A 17,145-nucleotide genomic window follows, 5' to 3' on the forward strand; every position below is an offset into this window, starting at 1 on the left:
TAATGATTCCACAAATTTCTCAGGCGCCAGGTGTCGTTCAACTGGTGCTCAATTTTTTGCAGGCACTGGAGCAGCAAGGATTTACGGGCGATACGGCAACGAGCTATGCCGATCGTCTGACAATGTCGACGGATAACAGTATTTATCAGCTGCTTCCTGATGCTGTCGTATTCCCTCGTTCAACCGCAGATGTGGCGCTCATCGCTCGTCTGGCGGCGGAACCTCTTTTCTCTTCGTTGATTTTTACCCCACGCGGCGGCGGCACCGGGACCAACGGTCAGGCGCTGAATCAGGGCATTATTGTTGATATGTCCCGCTATATGAGCCGCATCATTGAAATCAATGTGCAGGAAGGTTGGGTGCGGGTTGAAGCCGGGGTGATAAAAGACCAGCTCAACCAGTTTCTGAAGCCTTACGGCTATTTCTTTGCCCCCGAGTTATCCACCAGTAACCGGGCAACGCTGGGTGGGATGATCAATACCGACGCATCCGGACAAGGCTCGTTGGTTTACGGTAAAACCTCCGATCACGTGCTGGGTATCCGCGCGGTGCTAATGGGCGGCGATATTCTTGATACCCAGCCAATGCCGGTCGAACTTGCCCAAACTCTGGGTAATAGCAACACCACTATTGGCCGCATTTACAAGACGGTTTATGAGCGTTGCCGCGACAACCGACAGCTGATCATTGATAAATTCCCGAAACTTAATCGCTTCCTGACCGGTTACGATCTGCGGCACGTCTTTAACGATGAGATGACCGAATTTGATTTAACCCGCATTCTTACTGGCTCTGAAGGTACGCTGGCGTTTATCACCGAAGCCCGTCTCGATATCACGCCGCTACCCAAAGTCAGACAACTGGTTAACGTTAAGTACGACTCTTTCGACTCGGCATTGCGTAATGCCCCGGTGATGGTAGAAGCGCGCGCGCTGTCGGTAGAAACCGTCGACTCCAAAGTGCTTAACCTGGCACGGGAAGATATTGTCTGGCACTCGGTAAGTGAATTGATTACCGATGTGGCGGATAAAGAGATGCTGGGTCTGAATATTGTAGAGTTTGCCGGTGACGATGAAGCATTGATTGATTCGCAGGTCAGCGCACTGTGCGAACGGCTGGATGGCTTAATTGCGCGTCAGGAAGCGGGTGTTATAGGCTGGCAGCTATGTACCGAGCTGGCAGGCGTCGAGCGCATTTACGCGATGCGTAAAAAAGCCGTCGGTCTGCTGGGGAATGCGAAAGGGGCCGCGAAGCCGATTCCGTTTGCTGAAGATACCTGCGTTCCGCCGAAACATCTGGCTGACTATATTGCCGAGTTCCGTGCGCTGCTCGATAGCCACGGCCTGAGTTACGGCATGTTTGGTCACGTGGATGCAGGCGTGCTGCACGTCAGACCGGCGCTGGATATGTGCGACCCGCAGCAGGAAGTGCTGATGAAACGCATTTCTGACGATGTTGTCGCGCTGACGGCAAAATATGGCGGTCTGCTGTGGGGCGAGCACGGGAAAGGTTTTCGTGCAGAATATAGCCCGGCGTTCTTCGGTGAGGAATTGTATCGCGAACTGCGTAAAGTGAAATCGGTGTTTGATCCGCAAAACCGGCTCAATCCGGGCAAAATCTGTCCACCGGAGGATGTTGATGCGCCGATGATGAAAGTGGACGCGGTGAAGCGCGGAACGTATGACCGTCAGATCCCGCTGGCCGTACGCCAGGAGTGGCGTGGGGCGATGGAGTGTAACGGCAACGGGTTATGCTTTAACTTTGATGCGAAAAGCCCGATGTGTCCGTCGATGAAAATCAGCCTCAACCGCATCCATTCACCGAAAGGGCGAGCTACGCTGGTGCGTGAATGGCTGCGTCTGTTGGCAGATCGCGGGATTGACCCGCTACAGCTGGAAAAAGAGCTACCGGAAAAACGTGCCAGTTTACGTACGCTGATTGCCCGTACCCGCAACAGCTGGCATGCGCGCAAAGGCGAATACGATTTCTCGCACGAAGTGAAAGAGGCAATGTCGGGTTGTCTGGCGTGTAAAGCCTGCTCCACACAGTGTCCGATTAAAATCGATGTGCCGGAGTTCCGCTCACGCTTCCTGCAGTTGTATCACACGCGTTATCTGCGGCCGTTGCGCGATCACATGGTGGCGACCGTTGAGAGCTATGCGCCGTTAATGGCGCGGGCGCCCAACACGTTTAACTTCTTCATCAACCAGCCGCTGGTGCGTAATCTGGCTAAAAAGCACATCGGCATGGTCGACTTACCGCTGCTGTCTGCGCCGTCGCTTCAACGTCAGTTGGTTGGTCATCGTTCCGCCAATATGACGCTGGAACAGCTCGAATTACTCAGCCTTGAGCAAAAAAACCGTACGGTGCTGGTGGTGCAGGATCCGTTCACCAGCTATTACGATGCACAGGTGGTGGCTGATTTTATACGTCTGGTTGAAAAGCTGGGTTTGCAGCCGGTACTGCTGCCGTTCTCGCCAAACGGCAAGGCCCAGCATATTAAGGGCTTTTTAAACCGTTTTGCTAAAACCGCAAAGAAAACATCTGAGTTTCTCAATCGGGTGGCGAAGCTGAATATTCCGATGGTGGGTGTCGATCCGGCGCTGGTGCTTTGCTATCGCGATGAATACAAACTGGCGCTCGGGGAACAGCGGGGTGATTTCCATGTGTTACTCGCCAACGAATGGTTATCGACAGTTGTGGAGTCACAGCCGCCAGTCGCTGTGGGCGGTGAACCGTGGTACTTCTTTGGACACTGTACCGAAGTGACGGCCCTGCCGGGCGCGCCTGCTCAGTGGGCGGCTATTTTTGCCCGCTTTGGCGCAAAGCTGGAGAACATCAGCGTAGGGTGCTGTGGCATGGCGGGCACCTATGGCCACGAAGTGAAGAATCATCAGAACTCACTGGGGATCTATGAGCTATCATGGCACCAGGCAATGCAACGATTGCCGCGTAACCGTTGTCTGGCTACCGGATACTCCTGTCGCAGTCAGGTTAAACGCGTTGAAGGTACGGGCGTTCGCCATCCATTACAGGCACTGCTGGAGATTATAGGATGATCTGGAAACGTGAAGTCACACTCGAAGCGCTCAACGCCATGGGTGAAGGAAATATGGTTGGGCTGCTTGATATTCGTTTTGTGCACATTGGCGATGACACGCTGGAAGCCACAATGCCGGTAGACCACCGTACTAAACAACCATTTGGTTTGCTGCACGGCGGCGCGTCCGTAGTGCTGGCTGAGAGCATTGGTTCGGTGGCTGGCTACCTGTGTACTCAGGGTGAGCAGAAAGTGGTGGGCCTGGAGGTCAACGCCAACCATATTCGCTCGGCGCGGGAAGGGCGAGTCAGAGGGGTATGTCGCGCGGTGCATACCGGCTCTCGTCATCAGGTTTGGCAAATCGAAATCTTCGATGAGCAGGGACGATTGTGCTGCACGTCGCGTCTGACGACAGCAATTTTGTGATGCATATTGCTTTTGGTCATTATCTGCACAGGGAATGGTGTTATACTGTGCAGGTTTTGAACACAAGCGAGGATGATATGTCTACCCAATTAGACCCGGCCCAACTGGCAATAGAGTTTTTACGTCGTGATAAAACCGATCTTTCACCAGCTCAGTACCTGAAAAGACTGAAACAGTTAGAGCTGGAGTTCGCGGATTTATTGACGCTTTCTTCGACTGAACTAAAAGAAGAGATCTATTTTGCCTGGCGCATGGGCGTTCATTGATTCCGGTATGCTTATCGTAATGAAACCCCGACACGCGTTCGGGGTTATTTTTTGCGTTAAATCTCAATCACCACTTCATCTCACCAGTATTAACCTTCGCACTTAGCTCCAGAGAACTTGCGTCTGCAAGACCTGGCCATGCCGCGGTGATGGTTTTAATCACATAATCCGAACCTTTCTTCGCCCCTAACGCCTGCTCAAACGATTGCAGATAGTCCTGTGTGAAGCGAATCGCTTTATCGCCCGCAGGGCGTTCGCCGATGTAATGCCCCGGGACCACCTGGGTGGGTTGTAACTTCTGCATTTCGCTCAGTACGCTACGCCACGCGCTACGCTGTTCTGCAGATTGCGTATCCGCCGTCCAGACGTGTATACCAGACGCCACGCCGGTACCGCCAATAATGGCACGGTTCGCCGGGATCCAGACATAGGCTGCATAATCATTAGGGTGGCGCAGTTCCAGCGCTTCACCATCAACTGTGAAATGCGTTTGCGTTGTCGCTTGCGGAACAGTGAGCGATGTTGGCGCGCCATCCTTCATTTGCGGACCCCAGAATTGCAGTTTGGCCTCTTTGGTGGCACGGATATGGTCTACTACGTGCGGTGTTGCCAGGACTTTTACCTGTGGAAAGGCTTTGACGATAGGCTGCAGTCCGAAATAGAAATCCGGATCGCCGGAGGTGATCACGATGGCCTTCAGCGTTTTACCGCTGGCGCGAATCATCTGCACCAGCTGTTCACCATCTTTAGTACTGAACTGTGCGTCAAACAATATTGCTTCTTTCGGTCCTGAAACCAGCGTTGAAGAGACCGGGAAAATAGCCTTGTCCTGTGGATTGTAGACGTCCAGCTGTAGTGTCGCGGCAAAGGTTGAAGAGGCGAACAGAGGTAACAGCAGGGCCAGCGTTTTAACTTTCATGCCAGGTATCCTTGTGCAGGAAATTGTCTTTTGATAGTTCCTGTATTTTAAGGAAATTCGGATCTGTTAGAATTCCCTTATTAGGACATGCTGAGTTTCATAAAACGATCGGATGGGATGTAATGGACAGAGTGATGGCGGCAACGGTATTCAACCATATCTGTGATTTGGGCAGTCTGAGCGCCGCCGCGCGTGCGCTGGGGCTTTCCCGTCCGATGGTCAGTCGTTACCTCGACGAGATGGAAAAATGGGCGGGTGCAAGGCTTATCCATCGCTCGTCGCGCCGTCTGACGATCACGCCAGCGGGTGAAGAGGCATTGGTGAAAACGCGTTCTCTGGCGCAGCTTTCGCTGGATATTGGAGCCGCCAGCGCCGCGCAAACTCCCTCTGGCACGCTACGTGTGGCCTGTGCGCATTTTACAGCTATGCATATTTTAGCGCCGGTACTGCCCGCGTTTCTGACGAAGTATCCACAACTGCGTATCGAGGTGGAGATCAATAATCAACCGGTAAGCCTCGTTGGAGAACGCATTGATGTGGCGATCCGTATAACGGAAAACCCTGAACCTGGAACTATCGCCCGTCGCCTTGGCGACTGTAAATCGGTACTGTGCGCGTCTGTAGAGTACCTGCATCAACATGGCACTCCTGAGACTATCGACGACCTTACGCAGCATAATTGTCTCTACTACAGCGGGTTTGCCGGAAAATCCTGGCACTTTCTGGATGCCCAGGGGCGGGCTGCCGCTGTTGCGATTAAAGGCAATTTGAGCGCCGGGATCTCTTCGTTGCTCTGTGAGTCGGCGTTGGCGGGAACGGGCATTGCGCTGGTGCCGGAACTGGAGGCGCGGGAAGGGCTGGCACAGGGAAAGCTGGTTAGACTCTTGCCCGAGCTTCAACCAAAAAGCCTGCCAATTTATGGTTTATATCTTTCGCGGGAGCATCAGCCTGCAGGACTGCGCCTGTTGCTGGACGCGCTCAGTGAAAAACAGCGCCTAATAATTGATTGAATACGCTTATAAAATAGTCAAATCGCAATTTGTGTTAAACAAAACATATCCGGAAGTGAGATTATTCTTATCGCCCCTTCAAGAGCTAAGCCATCGTGAGTGCCGGAGATAAGCGCCGGATGGGGCCGGAACCCTTAAGCCTGCCAGCAAGCAGCCTTAAGGGTTTTTTGTTGTTTGTTCATAATTTGAATTTTTTCCCTCCCGTCATTCCTACGTCTCTCTAAATAGATATTAATTCTGTAAAATGAGTATATATCTAAATCTAAAGAATTTTTTTTACCAGCCTTGCGATTGAGGACAGTGCTGTAGGCAACTGGCTATCAACGACGCATACTGACTAGATGACCTTGTTGCCAGCCAATTGGGTTGTGGAATGTGAACTCGCCTAAATTGGCAGTGGGGTAGGTTCGATACTGAAAACAGTGGGACTGAAGTCCCACTGTTCAGCATTTTCATTTAATTTTTGCATCTTTCCATTATCATTGACATGAACAATATAAAAATTCCGTTCAATAATAATGCGCCCATAAAGATAATGGTCATGTGTGTATTGTCCCAGACGCTGGGGTCCATCTCTTTCACATCGGGATAGATTAAATCAAATAATTTATTTTCAGGTAAATATTTGAAAATAAATAGAAAAAAACAAACCCAAGATATTGCAAATAAATACCATGTGATGACTTTTTTAATATGTTTCATTAATACACCTGAATAGTGCCGTATGCACGAAGACTGGGGGTAACCAGCATTTGTGGAGTGCTTAAAAGTGCTTCCCGGAGTATGTTGTAATGAGCTCTGCTGGGAAGAGTTATGCAGCCATTACTGACGCCAGTATACCCCGCAGGGTGCAATCTGAAATACCCACAGCTGACCTTGTTATAGAACGTAACGTCATCTAATTTTTCATCCTCTCTGAATAATCCGAACCAGATATCGCGGTCTGAACCGCTAATCTCTGACGCAGTATAATCTTTAATTGCGCTGAAAATCCCGCCTTTCGGACGCGAAACAATATAGTATTTACCGGGAGGAAGCGGCCCGATATCCTTAATTGCTATCGATTCAGGGTTGTTTCTATGCTCCCCACTGTTACCTGAATATGCAGGGAAGAAGCCAACTCCGGGGCAGCTAAGACTTGATAGCTGCCCACCGTTTAAATGAAATGTGCAACGAATCACCGTTCACTCCAGGAATCAGAAAATATTATATTCCCGTCGCAGTGTTTCCAGGTTATTCGTTCATATCTAAGAGCAATACTTTCAAGGTGATTGTGTTTTTCAGTGGCTGCGTTTTTCACGTCATGCATTAGAGGACAAATTGAAACCACCTTCACTGTTTCGAGTAGCATATTGAAGTATTCAACTTCCTGTCCTGCATCATTGATTTTGTACCATTTAAATTCGGCCTCTTTAAGGGTTTGTCCAGTGGCTACTGCTTTGTAAAAATATGGACTGGAGCTATCAAACTCCTTTTCAAATATAAGAGCGGTGTGTACTCGTGTTCCTGTTATTTTCCCTGTGTTGTTGTCGGTAGGGAGGTGCAGGCCATGACTAAACCCTAAGATCTCAATGCTCCCCACACGGTCGCGAACATCTACAGAACCCTTGATGTCTGCTCCTCCATCATCTTTTAACCACAAATACGCAGGTATAGCCATTTAAAACTCCATTTCACATACGCAAGGTAACTGTAATAAACGACATGACGCATGAATACGCAAGGCAATAAATGTCATACATTTTTATTATGTTTTATTGATATTTATGAGAGGAATAAAAAGCTTAGAATTAAAAATGAATAGTAATGATGCACATATAAGAATAGTGAGATTTTGAAGCGAAATATATTTCTTAATTCTGATATTGAGAAAGTCTTTGTAATGCTATCAAGCAGGATCTTAAAAGTAGACGCGCAAACCGTACTGTCGATTTTGTTCGGAAGGTGTTGTGGTGTTTGGGATAAATCACGCGCAGAGGGCGCATGAAAAAGGGTGAAGTTTGGGGGGCAAAAACGCACTGGGGCGCAATTTAGAGGATTAACTAGTCCGTTTTTGTCTATAACAAGAAGAGATTAAGAGAATGATTATACAATAGTCGTATGATTTCATTAAATTTTTAAAACTTATCACTTAAATAGACATTATCTATACATCTTTTAGTCTTTGACCTGTCTGTACGATTCAATTGTTAAAATCCATTATTAATCAATGCATTGAACAAAAAAATCCATCCCTGTTAACCCACGCAGCAGGGTCTATGCTTAGTAAAAGGGGGTAAAAAGGGCGATTAACCCGAATGCCCCTGCTGTTGAGGGGTTGAAGTGATAATCATTATCACTAACATGTTGTTATAGCTTGAAAGCTAGTGACTCGAGGTAACCCTATGGAATTGCATTCAGGAACATTTAACCCGGACGATTTTGCCTGGCGTGGTCTGACGTTAACGCCAGCGGCTGCGGCGCACATCCGCGAGCTGGTGGCAAAGCAACCCGACATGTTAGGCGTGCGTTTAGGCGTGAAGCAAACGGGATGCGCGGGATTTGGCTACGTGCTGGACACCGTTCGCCAGGCGGAAAAAGACGATCTGCTGTTTGAAACGGAGGGGGCCAGACTTTATGTACCGTTACAGGCGATGCCGTTTATCGACGGCACAGAAGTTGATTTCGTGCGCGAAGGATTAAATCAGCTATTTAAATTTCATAACCCGAAAGCCCAGAACGAATGCGGCTGTGGCGAAAGTTTTGGGGTATAGGCGGTACTATGTCTCGTAATACTGAAGCAACTGACGATGTCAACACCTGGGCTGGCGGGCACCTTAATTACAAAGAGGGCTTCTTCACCCATCTACAAACCGATGAGCTGGCGAAAGGGATCAACGAAGATGTCGTGCGCGCGATTTCGGCAAAACGTAATGAACCCGACTGGATGCTGGAATTTCGCCTGAATGCCTTTAAAGCGTGGCTAACCATGGAAGAGCCGCACTGGCTAAAAGCGCATTACGATAAGCTGAACTACCAGGAGTACAGTTATTACTCCGCGCCGTCCTGCGGTAATTGCGATGAAACCTGCGCGTCTGAGCCGGGCGCGGTGCAGCAAACGGGGGCAAATGCGTTTTTAAGTAAAGAAGTTGAGGACGCATTCGAGCAGCTTGGCGTGCCGGTCCGCGAAGGCAAAGAGGTGGCGGTTGATGCCATTTTTGACTCGGTGTCGGTGGCGACAACTTATCGCGATAAACTGGCGGAACAGGGCATTATTTTCTGTTCGTTTGGTGAGGCGATTCACGATCACCCTGAGCTGGTAAAACAATATCTGGGTACGGTTGTCCCGGGTAATGACAATTTCTTTGCGGCGCTAAATGCGGCGGTGGCCTCCGACGGCACGTTTATTTATGTCCCGAAAGGTGTGCGTTGCCCAATGGAACTGTCGACCTATTTCCGTATAAATGCGGAAAAAACCGGTCAGTTTGAACGCACCATTCTGGTTGCGGATGAGGGCAGTTACGTCAGCTATATCGAAGGCTGTTCAGCCCCGGTACGCGATAGCTACCAACTGCATGCCGCGGTGGTAGAAGTCATCATCCACAAAGATGCCGAAGTGAAATACTCGACGGTACAAAACTGGTTCCCTGGTGATGGTAACACCGGCGGCATTTTGAACTTCGTCACCAAGCGCGCTCTGTGCGAAGGCGAAAACAGCAAAATGTCGTGGACGCAGTCGGAAACCGGCTCGGCCATTACCTGGAAATACCCAAGCTGTATTCTGCGCGGCGACAACTCTATCGGCGAATTCTACTCCGTCGCGCTGACCAGTGGTTATCAGCAGGCCGATACCGGCACCAAGATGATCCACATCGGCAAGAACACCAAATCGACCATTATCTCGAAAGGGATCTCTGCGGGACACAGTCAAAACAGCTATCGCGGCTTAGTGAAGATCATGCCGACCGCAACCAACGCCCGCAACTATACCCAATGCGACTCGATGCTGATTGGCGCGGATTGTGGAGCGCACACCTTCCCGTATGTGGAGTGTCGTAACAATAGCGCCCAGCTTGAGCATGAAGCCACGACCTCGCGCATTGGTGAAGACCAGCTGTTTTACTGTTTGCAGCGCGGCATCAGCGAAGAGGATGCCATTTCGATGATCGTCAATGGTTTCTGTAAAGACGTGTTCTCTGAACTGCCGCTGGAATTTGCCGTTGAAGCGCAAAAACTTCTCGCCATAAGTCTTGAACACAGCGTCGGTTAAAATTTAAGGAAAGCACATGTTAAGCATTAAAGATTTACAGGTCAGTGTGGAAGATAAGGCGATCCTGCGTGGGCTGAGCCTGGATATTGGCCCCGGAGAGGTACACGCCATTATGGGGCCGAACGGTTCCGGGAAAAGTACGCTTTCCGCAACGCTCGCCGGGCGCGATGACTACGAAGTCACCGGCGGGACGGTAGAATTTAACGGTAAGGATTTACTGGAACTGTCACCCGAAGACCGGGCCGGTGAAGGGATCTTTATGGCATTTCAGTATCCGGTAGAAATCCCCGGCGTCAGTAATCAGTTTTTCCTGCAAACGGCACTGAATGCGGTGCGCAGCTACCGTGGCGAAGAGTCTCTGGACAGGTTTGACTTCCAGGATCTGATGGAAGAGAAAATCGCGTTATTGAAGATGCCGGAAGATTTGCTAACGCGTTCGGTCAACGTTGGTTTCTCAGGTGGCGAGAAAAAGCGTAATGACATTTTGCAAATGGCGGTGCTGGAACCTCAGCTGTGCATTCTTGATGAGTCGGACTCCGGGCTGGATATCGACGCGCTGAAAGTCGTTGCGGATGGCGTGAACTCGCTGCGCGACGGGCAACGTTCATTCATTATCGTCACCCACTATCAGCGCATCCTGGATTACATCAAACCCGATTATGTGCACGTTCTCTACCAGGGGCGAATTGTGAAATCCGGTGATTTCACGCTGGTCAAACAACTGGAGGAGCAAGGTTATGGCTGGCTTAGCGAACAGCAGTAACGTGCTGCAACAGTGGCATCATCTGTTTGAAACGCAAGGGGAGACGCGCTCGCACCATGCCCATCAGCACCTGCAGCAGATGCTGCGTCTGGGACTGCCAACGCGTAAGCATGAGGACTGGAAATACACACCGCTGGAAGGATTAACCAACAGCCAGTTTGTCAGTCATGTCACTGAGATAACGTCCGCCCAGTGTGAAGCGTTAGCGCCGGCTATTGATGCTGTCCGCCTGGTGTTTGTTGACGGGCAATTCTGTCCAACGCTCAGCGACAGCGTGGAAGGTAGCGGGTTTAACATTACCGTTGATGATGTGCGCCAGTCGCTACCGGCGGCTATCCAACCGGAAGTCTTTCTGCACCTGACCGAAAGCCTCTCCCGCAGCGTAACGCACATTCAGGTGAAGCGTAACCAGCGACCGGCAAAACCGTTGCTGCTGCTGCACATTACCCAGGGGCTGGCGGGTGATGAGGTGAACACGGCGCACTATCGCCACCATCTGGATCTGGCAGAAGGCGCAGAAGCCACCGTCATTGAACACTATGTCAGCCTCAGCGAATATCGCCATTTTACCGGTGCACGATTAACGATGAACGTCGCGGCAAACGCACACTTGCGTCACATCAAACTGGCGTTTGAGAATCCGCTCAGCCACCACTTCGCGCATAATGATATTCAGTTGGGCGCTGATGCCACGGCCGCCAGCCACAGCTTTTTACTCGGTGATGCGGTGTTGCGCCATAACACCAGCACCCAGCTTAACGGCGAAAACACCACGCTTCGGCTTAACAGCCTGGCGATGCCGGTGAAAAATGAAGTCTGCGATACCCGCACCTGGCTTGCGCACAACAAGGGATATTGCAACAGTCGACAACTGCATAAAACGATTGTCAGCGATAAGGGGCGGGCGGTATTCAATGGCCTGATCAACGTCGCTCAGCACGCCATTAAAACCGACGGTCAGATGACCAACAATAATTTGCTGCTCGGAAAACTGGCGGAAGTAGATACCAAACCGCAGCTTGAAATTTATGCCGACGACGTGAAATGCAGCCACGGGGCGACGGTAGGGCGGATCGACGACGAGCAGATGTTCTATCTGCGTTCGCGCGGGATCGGCCAGCAGGATGCCCAACAAATGATTCTCTATGCGTTTGCCGCTGAGCTGACGGAAGCCCTGGGCGAGGAAACGCTGAAACAACAGGTCTTGGCACGGATCGCCCAACGCTTGCCGGGAGGCGTAGCATGACATTTCCCATTGAAAAAGTGCGGGCTGATTTTCCGGTCCTGACGCGTGAAGTGAACGGTTTACCGTTGGCGTATCTGGATAGCGCCGCCAGTGCGCAAAAGCCTAACCAGGTGATTGATGCCGAAGCCGAGTTTTACCGTCACGGCTATGCCGCGGTCCACCGCGGGATCCATACGCTGAGCGCGCAGGCCACGGAAAAAATGGAGAATGTGCGCAAGCTCGCCTCGCTGTTTATCAATGCCCGTTCAGCTGAAGAACTGGTGTTTGTTCGCGGCACAACGGAAGGTATCAACCTGGTAGCTAACAGCTGGGGCGGCAGCAATGTGCGGGCGGGCGATAACATTATCATCAGCGAAATGGAGCACCACGCCAATATTGTGCCCTGGCAGATGTTGTGCGCCCGCGTAGGTGCAGAACTGCGCGTTATTCCGCTCAATACAGAGGGTACGTTGCAACTGGAAACGCTGCCGACGCTGTTTGACGATCGCACGAAACTGCTGGCGATTACCCATGTGTCTAACGTGTTGGGCACGGAAAACCCATTGGTTGAGATGATTGAGCTGGCGCATCAATACGGCGCGAAAGTGCTGGTGGATGGCGCACAGGCAGTTATGCATCATCAGGTGGATGTGCAGGCGCTGGATTGCGACTTCTATGTTTTCTCTGGGCACAAGCTCTACGGGCCAACCGGTATTGGCGTTCTGTATGCCAGAGAGTCATTGCTGCAGGAGATGCCGCCGTGGGAAGGCGGTGGGTCGATGATTGCGACGGTGAGCCTGAGCCAGGGGACGACGTGGGCCAAAGCCCCCTGGCGGTTTGAAGCCGGAACGCCAAACACCGGGGGAATTATTGGACTCGGCGCGGCTATTGAATATGTTTCCGCGCTGGGGCTTACTGAAATCAGCGAATATGAACAATTCCTGATGCGCTATGCGCTGGAACAGCTGGCGGATGTGCCGGATTTAACGCTCTACGGGCCGGATAATCGTCTGGGGGTGATTGCGTTTAACCTCGGCAAACATCATGCCTATGATGTCGGAAGTTTTCTTGATAACTATGGCATCGCCGTGCGGACAGGGCATCACTGCGCTATGCCGCTGATGGCCTACTATAACGTTCCTGCGATGTGCCGGGCGTCGATTGCCATGTACAACACCCACGAAGAAGTGGATCGCCTGGTAACGGGCCTCAAGCGTATTCATCACTTACTGGGATAACAGGGAGGCGTTATGGCTGCGCTGCCGGATAAAGAAAAGTTGTTGCGTAATTTTCTGCGTTGCGCTAATTGGGAAGAGAAATACCTGTACATTATTGAACTGGGTCAGCGTTTGCCGGAATTAAACGACGACGATCGTAATACGGAAAATAGCATCCAGGGCTGTCAAAGTCAGGTATGGATTGTCATGCGTCAGAATGCTGAAGGAATTATTGAATTACAGGGCGACAGCGATGCGGCAATTGTGAAAGGGCTTATCGCTGTCGTATTCATTTTATATGACCGCATGACCGCCCAGGATATTGTGAATTTTGATGTGCGTCCGTGGTTTGAAAAAATGGCGCTCGCACAGCATCTCACACCGTCTCGTTCACAAGGGCTGGAGGCGATGATTCGGGCTATTCGCACCAAAGCCGCAACTCTTAGCTAAACTGATAAAACACGTCAATTTTCAGCTCGACGTGAAAGAGTGAGGTAGTGCAACGCAGTGACTCGTAGGTCGGATCGGGCGCTCGACGCCGTCCGGCAGGAACGCCAGGGGGGTGAGTATGAAACGCGCGTCTGTTATTACGTTAATGCTAATCGGCGCTTACAGCGCTATTCAGGCCGCATGGGCGGTCGATTATCCTTTGCCTCAGGCGAACAGCCGTCTTGTTGGGCAAAATCAAACTTACACCGTGCAGGAAGGCGATAAAAACCTACAGGCGATTGCCCGTAAGTTTGATACCGCCGCAATGCTGATCCTTGAAGCCAATAATACGATTGCCCCCGTACCTAAACCCGGAACGCTAATTACTATTCCCTCGCAACTACTGCTACCGGATGCACCCCGAGAAGGCATTATTGTGAATCTGGCGGAACTGCGTCTGTATTACTTCCCGCCGGGAGAGAATATTGTTCAGGTTTTCCCAATTGGTATCGGTTTGCAGGGGCTGGAAACGCCGGTAATGGAAACCCGGGTTGGGCAGAAAATCCCGAATCCGACCTGGACCCCTACAGCAGGCATCCGTAAACGCTCTTTGGAGCGCGGCATAACATTACCGCCGGTAGTGCCTGCCGGGCCAAATAACCCGTTAGGACGCTTTGCACTGCGTCTGGCGCATGGAAACGGTGAATATCTGATCCATGGCACCAGTGCGCCGGACAGCGTGGGGCTGCGCGTAAGTTCTGGGTGTATTCGCATGAATGCGCCGGATATCAAAGCACTGTTTGCTCAGGTCCGGACAGGAACGCCGGTTCGGGTGATTAATGAGCCGATAAAATATTCGATAGAGCCGAACGGAATGCGCTATGTCGAGGTGCATCGACCGCTGTCGCCGGAAGAGGAGCAAAACGTCCAGACCATGCCGTATGTGCTGCCAGCCGGTTTTACCCAGTTTAAAGACAATAAAGCCGTGGATAACAGTTTGGTGGAAAGAGCCTTGTATCGTCGTGCGGGCTATCCGGTCACCGTAACGGCCGGGCAAGCGTCGGTCGTAAGCAATGGCGCGGAAGTGAAGTCTGCACAGAATGGCGTGCCGGGAGAGGATGCAGAGGTGCGTGCTACGCAATAACAGGGAAGGGAAATTCAGAGCAAAAAAATGGCGCACAATGTGCGCCATTTTTATTACACAGATACTATTACTTGCGGTATTTAGTAGCTGCGTTGTCCAGACGCTGGTTAGCGCGAGCTGCGTCATCTTTAGCAGCCTGAACGTCGGAACGCATTGCGTTCACGTCGTTGCTCAGCTGGTCAACTTTAGCGTTCAGAGTCTGAACGTCAGAAGACAGCTGATCGATTTTAGCGTTGCTGGAGCAACCTGCCAGCAGAGTAGAACCCAGGATTACCGCGCCCAGTACCAGTTTAGTACGATTCATTATTAATACCCTCTAGATTGAGTTAATCTCCATGTAGCGTTACAAGTATTACACAAAGTTTTTTATGTTGAGAATATTTTTTTGATGGGAATGCACTTATTTTTGATCGTTCGCTCAAAGAAGCATCGAATTGTGCAAAAACGGCTAAAAACCCGAGTGAAAACAGAAAGCTTCCATCGGATTCATCTTAGATAATCACGGATTAGATAGTGAAATCCGATTTGATTTTTTATTAATTGTAGCTATCGATAAAATAAAAAAAGCGCCACCAGGGCGCTTTTTTAAGCAAATTAATTCGCGTTGGAATTATTACAGCACGTGAACGGATGCCGTGTTGGTCGTGCCGCTCGGAACCAGTGCACCGGAAACCATCACCACAACGTCACCTTTCTGAGCCAGACCGCTTTCCAGAGCGACTTCTTTACCCAGACGATAGAAATCATCGGTAGAGCTGATTTCTTTAACTACCTGTGCAACAACGCCTTTGCTCAGCACCAGCTGACGCGCGGTAGTTTCGTTGGTGGTCAGTGCCAGGATGGTGGCATCCGGGAAGTATTTACGTACTGCGCGAGCAGATTTACCGCCCTGGGTTGCTACAACGATCAGCGGAGCATCCAGTTTTTCTGCAGTTTCAACCGCGCCACGGCAAACGGCTTCGGTGATGCGCAGTTTACGGCTGTCGTTGTTGAAGTCCAGACGGCTGGTCATCACGCGGTCGGTACGCTCACAGATGGTTGCCATGATGGTGACGGCTTCCAGCGGGTATTTACCTTTTGCAGACTCGCCAGACAGCATGACTGCATCGGTACCGTCGAGGATGGCGTTCGCTACGTCACCGGCTTCAGCACGGGTCGGACGCGGGTTTTTGATCATGGAGTCCAGCATCTGGGTCGCAGTGATAACGACTTTACGTGCACGGATACATTTTTCGATGATCATCTTCTGCGCGAAGATAACTTCTTCAACCGGGATCTCAACGCCCATGTCGCCACGAGCAACCATGATGCCGTCAGATGCTTCGAGGATTTCGTCGAAGTTGTTCAGGCCTTCCTGGTTTTCGATTTTGGAAATGATCTGGATGTTTTCGCCGCCGTGCGCTTTCAGGTGCTCACGGATTTCAACGACGTCAGAACGTTTACGGATAAAGGATGCTGCAACGAAGTCAACGCCTTGCTCGCAACCGAAGATCAGGTCCTGTTTGTCTTTTTCAGCCAGTGCTGGCAGCGCGATGGAAACGCCCGGCAGGTTAACGCCTTTGTTTTCGCCCAGGTCGCCGTTGTTCAGCACTTTACAGATAACTTTGTTACCTTCGATAGCGGTAACTTCCATGCCGATCAGACCATCGTCAACCAGAACGGTATTGCCGACGGACAGATCTTTAGTGAAGCCTTCATAAGTAACAGCAACGATTTCGTTGTTGCCGACGACAGATTTGTCGGTGGTGAAGGTGAAGGTCTGGCCCGCTTTCAGGGAAACGTCGTTACCGCCTTCCAGTTTGATGGTACGGATTTCCGGACCTTTGGTGTCGAGCAGGATTGCGGCTTTCTTGCCGGTTTTGCTCATGACGTTGCGCAAATTCTTGATGCGCTGACCGTGTTCTTCATAGTCCCCGTGGGAGAAGTTCAGACGCATGACGTTCATGCCCGCGTCCAGCATTTTGGTTAACATCTCTTCGGATTCGGTTTTCGGACCGATGGTGCAAACAATTTTCGTCTTTTTCATGACAGTCTTAGTCTTTAAGTTGAGAAGGATATGGAAATCTGGCTCCCGCCGCGCACGGACGGGAAGCTAAACCTGAGTTACGAAAGTTGTGATGCCTCGCACTAAGGATAGGTGACATCGAAAGAGCGTGCAGAGGAATGTGTGCTTGTGTTTCAGCCCAACGGGATGGTGAGTTTTGTAGTCGTTGAGTTTTACAGGTCAATGTGCTGAAACCATTCAAGAGACAATTGGCGCGCATTATACGCTGAAAATTATCAAAAAGGAAAATGGAAACAGCGTTTCAAAACACTTCTGTGCAGTTTTACAGAAAATATTCATTAATTTGTTTCCAGGTATGGATAAAGAGGTTATTCGCAGCAGCATTTGTTGCGCAACAAGGTGTAATTGTCATCCCAATCCCTGACTTTTTGTGTATAACGCCGACCAAATCG

The 17,145-nt window shown here is 50.7% G+C and carries 17 protein-coding genes; 11 read left to right on the forward strand and 6 right to left on the reverse strand.

Features of this window, described 5'->3' with window-relative positions; translation table 11 throughout:
- Nucleotides 1-2 precede the first annotated feature (2 nt).
- From ydiJ to OGV38_RS07255, 3 genes are all read left to right on the forward strand, one after another.
- Complete coding sequence (ydiJ, locus tag OGV38_RS07245; protein ID WP_269517305.1) at nt 3-3,059, forward strand: D-2-hydroxyglutarate dehydrogenase YdiJ; 3,057 nt, start codon at nt 3-5, stop codon at nt 3,057-3,059.
- On the forward strand, nt 3,056-3,466 hold the full coding sequence (menI, locus tag OGV38_RS07250) for a 1,4-dihydroxy-2-naphthoyl-CoA hydrolase (RefSeq protein ID WP_016152900.1): 411 nt from the start codon (nt 3,056-3,058) through the stop codon (nt 3,464-3,466). Before ydiJ ends, menI begins: the two co-directional genes overlap by 4 nt.
- A 77-nt stretch (nt 3,467-3,543) precedes the next feature.
- Nucleotides 3,544-3,732: a YdiH family protein gene (locus tag OGV38_RS07255; protein WP_029139522.1), complete on the forward strand. Its 189-nt coding sequence runs from the start codon at nt 3,544-3,546 to the stop codon at nt 3,730-3,732.
- Between the two features lie 67 nt (nt 3,733-3,799).
- On the opposite strand, the gene OGV38_RS07260 is transcribed toward OGV38_RS07255, so the two are convergent.
- Nucleotides 3,800-4,651, reverse strand: coding sequence for a Vmh family MBL fold metallo-hydrolase (locus OGV38_RS07260; RefSeq protein WP_200103890.1), 852 nt, complete (start codon nt 4,649-4,651; stop codon nt 3,800-3,802).
- Between the two features lie 122 nt (nt 4,652-4,773).
- Between OGV38_RS07260 and OGV38_RS07265 the strand changes: the two genes are divergently transcribed.
- On the forward strand, nt 4,774-5,661 hold the full coding sequence (locus OGV38_RS07265; RefSeq protein WP_016156365.1) for a LysR family transcriptional regulator: 888 nt from the start codon (nt 4,774-4,776) through the stop codon (nt 5,659-5,661).
- Between the two features lie 701 nt (nt 5,662-6,362).
- Here OGV38_RS07265 and OGV38_RS07270 read toward each other — a convergent pair.
- Together OGV38_RS07270 and OGV38_RS07275 are read right to left on the reverse strand one after the other, a co-directional pair.
- Nucleotides 6,363-6,842 (reverse strand): DUF2778 domain-containing protein, encoded by a 480-nt coding sequence (locus OGV38_RS07270; RefSeq protein WP_286473115.1) that lies wholly within the window; start codon nt 6,840-6,842, stop codon nt 6,363-6,365.
- Complete coding sequence (locus tag OGV38_RS07275) at nt 6,839-7,321, reverse strand: Hcp family type VI secretion system effector (RefSeq protein WP_016156368.1); 483 nt, start codon at nt 7,319-7,321, stop codon at nt 6,839-6,841. The genes OGV38_RS07270 and OGV38_RS07275 overlap by 4 nt, the downstream gene beginning before the upstream one ends.
- Before the next feature lie 724 nt (nt 7,322-8,045).
- Between OGV38_RS07275 and sufA the strand changes: the two genes are divergently transcribed.
- The 7 genes from sufA (at nt 8,046) to ldtE (ending at nt 14,688) form a co-directional block, all read left to right on the forward strand.
- The gene (sufA, locus tag OGV38_RS07280) at nt 8,046-8,414 is read left to right on the forward strand and encodes a Fe-S cluster assembly scaffold SufA (RefSeq protein ID WP_016152905.1); all 369 of its coding nucleotides are present in this window, start codon (nt 8,046-8,048) and stop codon (nt 8,412-8,414) included.
- A gap of 8 nt (nt 8,415-8,422) precedes the next feature.
- Entirely contained in the window at nt 8,423-9,910 is a 1,488-nt protein-coding gene (sufB, locus tag OGV38_RS07285; RefSeq protein ID WP_016152906.1) for a Fe-S cluster assembly protein SufB, read from the forward strand.
- Between the two features lie 16 nt (nt 9,911-9,926).
- Entirely contained in the window at nt 9,927-10,673 is a 747-nt protein-coding gene (sufC, locus tag OGV38_RS07290; RefSeq protein WP_019076682.1) for a Fe-S cluster assembly ATPase SufC, read from the forward strand.
- Nucleotides 10,648-11,919: a Fe-S cluster assembly protein SufD gene (gene sufD / locus OGV38_RS07295; RefSeq protein WP_016156369.1), complete on the forward strand. Its 1,272-nt coding sequence runs from the start codon at nt 10,648-10,650 to the stop codon at nt 11,917-11,919. Before sufC ends, sufD begins: the two co-directional genes overlap by 26 nt.
- The gene (gene sufS / locus OGV38_RS07300; RefSeq protein WP_016156370.1) at nt 11,916-13,136 is read left to right on the forward strand and encodes a cysteine desulfurase SufS; all 1,221 of its coding nucleotides are present in this window, start codon (nt 11,916-11,918) and stop codon (nt 13,134-13,136) included. Before sufD ends, sufS begins: the two co-directional genes overlap by 4 nt.
- 12 nt (nt 13,137-13,148) lie before the next feature.
- Nucleotides 13,149-13,565 carry a cysteine desulfuration protein SufE gene (gene sufE, locus OGV38_RS07305; RefSeq protein ID WP_016152910.1) on the forward strand — a complete coding sequence of 139 codons (417 nt, stop codon included), beginning with the start codon at nt 13,149-13,151 and terminating at the stop codon, nt 13,563-13,565.
- Nucleotides 13,566-13,683: 118 nt separating this feature from the next.
- Nucleotides 13,684-14,688, forward strand: a complete 1,005-nt coding sequence (ldtE, locus tag OGV38_RS07310; RefSeq protein ID WP_016152911.1) for a L,D-transpeptidase LdtE — start codon at nt 13,684-13,686, stop codon at nt 14,686-14,688.
- Between the two features lie 67 nt (nt 14,689-14,755).
- Here the strand turns inward: ldtE and lpp are convergent, their stop codons facing one another.
- The 3 genes from lpp to ynhH all read right to left on the reverse strand — a co-directional run bounded on the left by lpp (nt 14,756) and on the right by ynhH (nt 16,952).
- Nucleotides 14,756-14,992: a murein lipoprotein Lpp gene (gene lpp / locus OGV38_RS07315; RefSeq protein WP_003029373.1), complete on the reverse strand. Its 237-nt coding sequence runs from the start codon at nt 14,990-14,992 to the stop codon at nt 14,756-14,758.
- A gap of 309 nt (nt 14,993-15,301) precedes the next feature.
- A complete protein-coding gene (pykF, locus tag OGV38_RS07320) occupies nt 15,302-16,714 on the reverse strand; it encodes a pyruvate kinase PykF (protein ID WP_016152912.1) in 1,413 nt (470 codons plus the stop codon).
- Between the two features lie 7 nt (nt 16,715-16,721).
- Entirely contained in the window at nt 16,722-16,952 is a 231-nt protein-coding gene (ynhH, locus tag OGV38_RS25070; RefSeq protein ID WP_419095934.1) for a protein YnhH, read from the reverse strand.
- Nucleotides 16,953-17,145 lie beyond the last annotated feature (193 nt).

The organism is Citrobacter sp. Cb080 (assembly GCF_030334745.1).
In the GTDB taxonomy this organism is placed as follows: Bacteria; Pseudomonadota; Gammaproteobacteria; order Enterobacterales; family Enterobacteriaceae; genus Citrobacter; species Citrobacter braakii.

Bases quoted from the DNA above. Each gene is read 5' to 3' on its own strand.
- OGV38_RS07255 (WP_029139522.1), top strand. From the start codon at position 3,544: ATGTCTACCCAATTAGACCCGGCCCAACTGGCAATAGAGTTTTTACGT.
- ldtE (WP_016152911.1), top strand. From the start codon at position 13,684: ATGAAACGCGCGTCTGTTATTACGTTAATGCTAATCGGCGCTTACAGC.
- OGV38_RS07275 (WP_016156368.1), bottom strand. From the start codon at position 7,321: ATGGCTATACCTGCGTATTTGTGGTTAAAAGATGATGGAGGAGCAGAC.
- ynhH (WP_419095934.1), bottom strand. From the start codon at position 16,952: ATGCGCGCCAATTGTCTCTTGAATGGTTTCAGCACATTGACCTGTAAA.
- menI (WP_016152900.1), top strand. From the start codon at position 3,056: ATGATCTGGAAACGTGAAGTCACACTCGAAGCGCTCAACGCCATGGGT.
- pykF (WP_016152912.1), bottom strand. From the start codon at position 16,714: ATGAAAAAGACGAAAATTGTTTGCACCATCGGTCCGAAAACCGAATCC.
- ydiJ (WP_269517305.1), top strand. From the start codon at position 3: ATGATTCCACAAATTTCTCAGGCGCCAGGTGTCGTTCAACTGGTGCTC.
- sufD (WP_016156369.1), top strand. From the start codon at position 10,648: ATGGCTGGCTTAGCGAACAGCAGTAACGTGCTGCAACAGTGGCATCAT.
- sufB (WP_016152906.1), top strand. From the start codon at position 8,423: ATGTCTCGTAATACTGAAGCAACTGACGATGTCAACACCTGGGCTGGC.
- sufC (WP_019076682.1), top strand. From the start codon at position 9,927: ATGTTAAGCATTAAAGATTTACAGGTCAGTGTGGAAGATAAGGCGATC.
- lpp (WP_003029373.1), bottom strand. From the start codon at position 14,992: ATGAATCGTACTAAACTGGTACTGGGCGCGGTAATCCTGGGTTCTACT.
- OGV38_RS07265 (WP_016156365.1), top strand. From the start codon at position 4,774: ATGGACAGAGTGATGGCGGCAACGGTATTCAACCATATCTGTGATTTG.
- sufE (WP_016152910.1), top strand. From the start codon at position 13,149: ATGGCTGCGCTGCCGGATAAAGAAAAGTTGTTGCGTAATTTTCTGCGT.
- sufS (WP_016156370.1), top strand. From the start codon at position 11,916: ATGACATTTCCCATTGAAAAAGTGCGGGCTGATTTTCCGGTCCTGACG.
- OGV38_RS07260 (WP_200103890.1), bottom strand. From the start codon at position 4,651: ATGAAAGTTAAAACGCTGGCCCTGCTGTTACCTCTGTTCGCCTCTTCA.
- sufA (WP_016152905.1), top strand. From the start codon at position 8,046: ATGGAATTGCATTCAGGAACATTTAACCCGGACGATTTTGCCTGGCGT.